The 1,226-nt window shown below is 41.2% G+C and carries 2 protein-coding genes; both read right to left on the bottom strand.

What is annotated here, in order from left to right; all coding sequences use genetic code 11:
• Positions 1 to 12: 12 nt before the first annotated feature.
• Positions 13 to 825: an IS3 family transposase gene (locus tag B0680_RS05910; protein ID WP_078254177.1), complete on the bottom strand. Its 813-nt coding sequence runs from the start codon at positions 823 to 825 to the stop codon at positions 13 to 15.
• Positions 826 to 836: 11 nt separating this feature from the next.
• Entirely contained in the window at positions 837 to 1,160 is a 324-nt protein-coding gene (locus B0680_RS05905; RefSeq protein WP_078254176.1) for a transposase, read from the bottom strand.
• Between the last annotated feature and the right edge of the window lie 66 nt (positions 1,161 to 1,226).

The raw sequence follows: 1,226 nt of genomic DNA, 5'->3' as shown, positions 1-1,226 counted from the left end.
TGTAGTGGTCAACTAATTCAACAGTCCCTGATAAGTTGATTTTGCTGGAACTGGTGCCAGACCTTGATTGTATTGATGTGGACGAATGTGATTATAATACATCACATAGTCTTTGACATCATTCATTGCACTTTCAACATCACGATAACCACCTTTTGGCATCCACTCATGTTTAAAACTACGAAACCATCGCTCCATTGGGGCATTATCCCAACAATTACCTCGGCGACTCATGCTTTGGACTAGCTTGTGTCTGTTTACACAAGCTGTAAACTTGTCACTGCCATAAATACTACCTTGATCGGAGTGAAAGATCATGTTTGGTGTGCGCTTGATGTTTAGCATGGCATGGTTTAACGCATCAATCACTAAATTTGCATCATGACGATTGCCAAGCTTCCAACCCACCACTTGACGATTGGATAAATTAATAACCACTGCCAAATAATGCCACACGCCTTTAACCTTCAGATAGGTTGTATCACCACAAAGCACCGTTATATGAGGCTTAGGACTAAACTGTCGCGCCAGAATATTATCAAATATTTGGCCATTGTCTTTGTCCTGATAACGCCATTTTTGCGGTTGTTTGCTAAATAAGCCTTGCTGCTTCATGAGCTTACGCACCAAATACAAGCCAACTGTGATACCTTTTGCTTGCAATCGTGCTTTGATACTGCGTTTACCTGCCGAGCCTCTGCTTTCATCAAAAATGGCTTTTATGTGAGTGGCGATGCCAACATGCTTGGCTGGTTTATTAGCCTGTCGTAACTGGGTATAGTAAGCACTTTCACTGACGCCAAATAACTTACATAAACGCTTGATGCCGTGCGATTTTAATGTCTTGATTGCTTGGTATTTTTGCTCTCGAGAGATATTAAAATCGCTGTAGCCTTTTTTAGAATCAGCTTGTCCTCTTCTAGTACTCTGATTCTATCTTCTAGCTCACGAATACGTTGTTGATCAGGACTGATTGGTTTTGAGCCTGCAAGTACATAGCCTTGATGTTCTGCTTTGACTTGGCTTAACCAGCGTCTAAATGATGTTTCACCAACATCCAATTCCTGACAAGCCTGGGATATGCTGTAGCCTTTGTCTGTGACTAATTTTACTGCTTCTAATTTAAACTCTGCACTAAAGCTTCGTCTTGGTCGTCTCATGGTTTATCCTCATTTTTATGATATTGTACCACTTATTGAGGACTGCGGGATTAGTGTACCACTACA

This window comes from Moraxella pluranimalium, from assembly GCF_002014825.1.
GTDB classification, from domain to species: domain Bacteria; phylum Pseudomonadota; class Gammaproteobacteria; order Pseudomonadales; family Moraxellaceae; genus Moraxella; species Moraxella pluranimalium.
Note: the sequence above shows the minus strand (reverse complement) of the source record. Positions and strands in the feature narration are given on the sequence as shown.